This is a genomic window from Verrucosispora sp. ts21 (assembly GCF_002879555.1).
GTDB lineage: Bacteria > Actinomycetota > Actinomycetes > Mycobacteriales > Micromonosporaceae > Micromonospora > Micromonospora gifhornensis.
Map to the genome: position 1 here is coordinate 1 of NZ_PNOZ01000152.1, position 4,384 is coordinate 4,384.

At 70.7% G+C, this 4,384-nt stretch carries 5 protein-coding genes; 3 read left to right on the top strand and 2 right to left on the bottom strand.

What is annotated here, in order from left to right:
• Positions 1 to 69 precede the first annotated feature (69 nt).
• Complete coding sequence (locus C1A38_RS30205) at positions 70 to 1,047, top strand: carbohydrate kinase family protein (protein WP_102661075.1); 978 nt, start codon at positions 70 to 72, stop codon at positions 1,045 to 1,047.
• 82 nt (positions 1,048 to 1,129) lie between these two features.
• Here the strand turns inward: C1A38_RS30205 and C1A38_RS30210 are convergent, their stop codons facing one another.
• Positions 1,130 to 1,354 carry a sulfurtransferase TusA family protein gene (locus C1A38_RS30210; protein WP_102661076.1) on the bottom strand — a complete coding sequence of 75 codons (225 nt, stop codon included), beginning with the start codon at positions 1,352 to 1,354 and terminating at the stop codon, positions 1,130 to 1,132.
• Positions 1,351 to 2,502, bottom strand: coding sequence for a cysteine desulfurase family protein (locus C1A38_RS30215; RefSeq protein WP_102661077.1), 1,152 nt, complete (start codon positions 2,500 to 2,502; stop codon positions 1,351 to 1,353). The genes C1A38_RS30210 and C1A38_RS30215 overlap by 4 nt, the downstream gene beginning before the upstream one ends.
• A gap of 193 nt (positions 2,503 to 2,695) precedes the next feature.
• Between C1A38_RS30215 and ctaC the strand changes: the two genes are divergently transcribed.
• Both ctaC and C1A38_RS30225 read left to right on the top strand, forming a co-directional pair.
• The gene (ctaC, locus tag C1A38_RS30220; RefSeq protein WP_102661078.1) at positions 2,696 to 3,670 is read left to right on the top strand and encodes an aa3-type cytochrome oxidase subunit II; all 975 of its coding nucleotides are present in this window, start codon (positions 2,696 to 2,698) and stop codon (positions 3,668 to 3,670) included.
• A 10-nt stretch (positions 3,671 to 3,680) separates the two neighbouring features.
• Positions 3,681 to 4,109 (top strand): cytochrome c oxidase subunit 4, encoded by a 429-nt coding sequence (locus tag C1A38_RS30225; protein ID WP_102661079.1) that lies wholly within the window; start codon positions 3,681 to 3,683, stop codon positions 4,107 to 4,109.
• Positions 4,110 to 4,384: the final 275 nt, after the last annotated feature.

The window sequence follows — 4,384 nt, forward strand, 5'->3', positions numbered from 1 at the left end:
GGATGGGTGTGGGGTGGTGGGTGGGGGCGGTAGGCTGTTCGGGCTCTGTTATCGACCCTGAGGGCTGCCATGAAGATCGCCGTAACCGGCTCGATCGCTACCGATCACCTGATGAGCTTTCCGGGTCGGTTCGCTGACCAGTTGATCGCCGACCAGTTGCACAAGGTGTCGCTCTCCTTCCTGGTGGACGACCTGGTGCTGCGTCGCGGCGGGGTGGCGGCCAACATCGCGTTCGGCATGGGGCAGCTCGGGCTGCGGCCGGTGCTGCTCGGCGCCGTCGGCGCCGACTTCGCCGACTACCGTTCCTGGCTGGAACGGCACGGCGTGGACTGTGACTCAGTGCACGTCAGCGAGGTGGCCCACACCGCGCGTTTCGTCTGCACCACCGACACCGACATGTGTCAGATCGCCTCGTTCTACGCGGGCGCGATGAGCGAGGCCCGCAACATCGAGTTGCGGCCGGTCGCCGAGCGCCTCGGCGGGCTCGACCTGGTGCTGGTCGGTGCCAACGACCCGGAGGCGATGCTGCGCCACTCCGCGGAGTGCCGGGAGCGCGGTTACCCGTTCGCCGCCGACCCGTCGCAGCAGCTCGCCCGGATGGAGGGCACGGACGTGGTCGGGCTGATCGACGGCGCCGACTACCTGATGACAAACGACTACGAGAAGTCGCTGCTGCAGAGCAAGGCCGGGCTGAGCGACGATCAACTGCTGGACCGGGTCAAGATCCGGGTCACCACGCTGGGCAAGCACGGGGTCGAGATCGTGGGGCGGGACATCGACCCGATCCACGTACCGATCGCCCGGGAGGCACAGGCGGTCGACCCCACCGGGGTCGGCGACGGCTTCCGTGCCGGCTTCTTCACCGCGCTGTCCTGGGGCGTCGGGCTGGAGCGCGCCGCGCAGGTCGGCTCGCTGCTGGCCACGCTGGTGCTGGAAACCGTCGGCACGCAGGAGTACCAGGTACGGCGGGACCTGTTCGTCAAGCGCCTCGCCGAGTCGTACGGCGACGAGGCCGCCGACGAGATCCGCCCGCACCTGCTGCCCTGACCGTCGCCGGCACCCGTCCGGTTGGTTTCGTACTAATAGGGGGCCCGCCTATGCGCGAGGCGTTAACAAGGTGCCCTTCCTTTCACTGGCGGCGGCGGACGTGGTGGGCGGTGCCGGAGGTGCCGAGGAACTCCTGGTCGCGCATCCGGCACCAGGCCGGAATGTCCACCGCCGCCGCCGGATCGTCGGCCAACACCCGCAGCACCGCGCCGACCGGAAGCGCCGGTAGCCGGCGGGCCAGCGCGATCACCGGCAACGGGCATCGCTGACCGAGACAGTCGAGGACCTCGTCCGGTTCGGCGGTCACAGCCCGACCACCCCTGCCTCGGCTCGCAGGTCGGCGACGATGCCGGGCAGTTCGGCGAGGAACCGTTCCACGTCCGCCTCGGTGCTGCCGGCGTGCAGCGAGACCCGGACGTTGCCGTGCGAGAGCACCCCCATCGCCTCCAGCACGTGCGACGGGCGCAGGGTCGAAGAGGTGCAGGAGGAGCCCGACGAGACCGCGAAGCCACGCCGGTCCAACGCATGCAGCAACGCCTCGCCGTCGACGTACAAGCAGGAGAAGGTCACCAGGTGCGGCAACCGGCGCTCAGGATCACCGACCACCTCCACGTCGGGCACCTCCGCCGCCACCCGGGACCGGATCCGGTCCACCAGGGGCGTCAACCGGGCCGCCTCGGCCGCCGCGTCGGCCGCCGCCGCGCGCAGGCTCGCCGCCGCCGCGACCACCGCCGGCAGGTTCACCGTGCCGGGCGTACGCCCGGACTCACGCTCGTCGGCCGGCCAGGGCGACTCCCAGCGGGTGCCCTTGCGCACCACCAGCAGCCCCACGCCGGGCGGGCCACCCCACTTGCGGGCGCTGGCGGTCAGCACCGACCAGCCCGGCGGCACCGGCACCCGCCCCACCATCTGGGCGGCGTCGACGTACAGCGGCACGCCCGCATCGGCGCAGACCGCCGCCGCTGCCTCCACCGGCTGGACCGTGCCCACCTCGTGACTGGCCGCGATCAGAGCGGCCAGCGCCACCCCGGGGCCGGTGACCGCCGTCGACCAGGCGTCCAGGTCCAGCCGGCCGAGCCGGTCGACCGGCACCTCGACGGCCGTACCACCGCCGGCCGTGTGCTGCTGCGCCGCGTGCAGCACCGCGGAGTGCTCGATCGCCGAATGCACAAGCACGGCACCGGCACGTCGCCGCCCCCGCAGGCCGCCGAGCACGGCAGAGTGGGCTGCGGTCGTACCGCTGCTGGTGAAGGAGAGCTCGTCGGGGCGTACGCCCAGGGTTTGTGCGGCGGCCTCGCGCGCGGCGTCGAGCAACTGGCGCGCCCGCCGGGCGGAGGTGTAGAGCCGGTCGGGGTCGGCCCAACCGTCATCGAGGGCGGCCAGCAGCGCCTGCCGCGCTACCGGGTGCAGCGGCGCGGCGGTGGCGGCGTCCAGGTAGACCGAGGATGGAATCACATCTACCCACGCTATAGCCCTGCACCGCGACAAGATCCCCCGTCGGGGGCGGACACTGACCCCAACCGGGTCGAGCCCGTCATGGTCGAGTAATCTGCGACCGTCGGTGACGCCTTTGCCGCTGGTGTGGCGGCTCCGCTCGGCGGAGCCGGCCAGATGAAGACACCGCGGCGCGCTAGGGAGGCAGGACCAGGTGGTCGCAAGGAGTTCGGAGGTACGGCCGACGGCCGTACGGCACAACGCATCCCCGGGAGCCGGTGCTCGGCGGGGGCGGCGTCGTGCCGGGCGTCTCGCCGGGCTCGGATTCGGTGGGGCGGCGCTGCTGGTCCTGCTCACGGGCTGTGACGTCGGCGCGGCGTTCGGGGGCTTCGGCTGGCCGCAGGGTGGCATCACCCCGGAGGCCCGGCGGATGTACGACCTGTGGATCGCCTCGTGCATCGCGGCGCTCGCGGTCGGTGTCTTCGTCTGGGGCCTGATCTTCTGGTGCGTGGTGCGGTACCGCAAGCGGGGCAACGAGCTGCCCGTGCAGACCCGGTACAACCTGCCGATGGAGTTCCTCTACACCATCGCGCCGGTGCTGATCGTCGCCGTGCTGTTCTACTACACCGCGATCGTGCAGACCGACGTGGTGAAGACCACCCGCAACCCCGACGTGACGGTCGAGGTGGTCGCCTTCAAGTGGAACTGGCAGTTCAACTACCGCGACGGCCAGGGCGTCGACGCCAACACCACCGCCTCGGTGCTGGGCACCAGCGAGGTCATCCCGATCCTGGTGCTGCCGAGCAACCGGTCCATCCGGTTCGAGGAGACCAGCAAGGACGTCATCCACTCGTTCTGGGTGCCGGAGATGCTGTTCAAGCGGGACGTCTTCCCCGGCAGCATCCGCAACGTCTTCGAGGTCTCCTCGCTGGAATCCGAGGGCGCCTACGTGGGCCGCTGCGCCGAGCTGTGCGGCAGCTACCACGCCTTCATGAACTTCGAGCTGCGGGTCGTCTCGCCGGAGAACTTCGACCGCTTCCTGGCGGCCAAGCAGGACGGTGCCTCGACGCAGGAGGCGTTGACCGCGATCGGCGAGGAGCCGTACGCGATCACCACCAAGCCGTTCGAGACGCGGCGTACCCAGGACAACTTCAACCAGGGCAGCGCGCCCGTCGGCGCGGGAAGCTGAGGCAACGGGCATGAAGACCGAGTGGCGCATCTTCCTGACCATTGCCGCGTTCCTGCTCTTCGCGGCCGTCCTGTACGGCGGCTGGACCTGGGCCGACTCCGACGGTCGCGTCGAGTGGATCGGCACGGTGGCCCTGCTGCTGTCGTTCCTGCTCTGCTCGATGTGCGGCGGCTTCTTCTGGTTCGTCTCGCGGCGCATCGACCTGCGTCCGGAGGACCGGCCGGACGGTGAGATCGCCGACGGTGCGGGCGAGATCGGCTTCTTCAGCCCCGGCAGCTACTGGCCGTTCGGGCTGGCGCTGGCCGCCACGATCGCCGGCCTGGGTCTGGTCTTCTGGCAGATGTGGCTGCTCGGCCTCGGTGCCGTCGCGGTCATCTTCGCCGCCTGCGGCCTGCTGTTCGAGTACTACAGCGGCACCCGCCGTACCGCCGAACACTGACCCACCCACCCCGACACCCACGAAGGCCCGCCTCCTGAAGGAGGCGGGCCTTCGCGCATTCCCACCCCGCGCGCCCCGACCCGCGCCCCTCACCCTGCACGTCCCCACCCCTCGCGCGGCCCTGCGCGTCGCCCTGCGCGTCGATCTTGCAGTTTCGGTCGCGCTTTTGTCAGGGATGTGGCGTTTTGCGGGGACAGAAAGTGCAAGATCGACGCAGAAAGGGGCGGCACGTCGAACTCGCCGGTGCGCCTGTCCACGCCGACGGGGTCGACCCG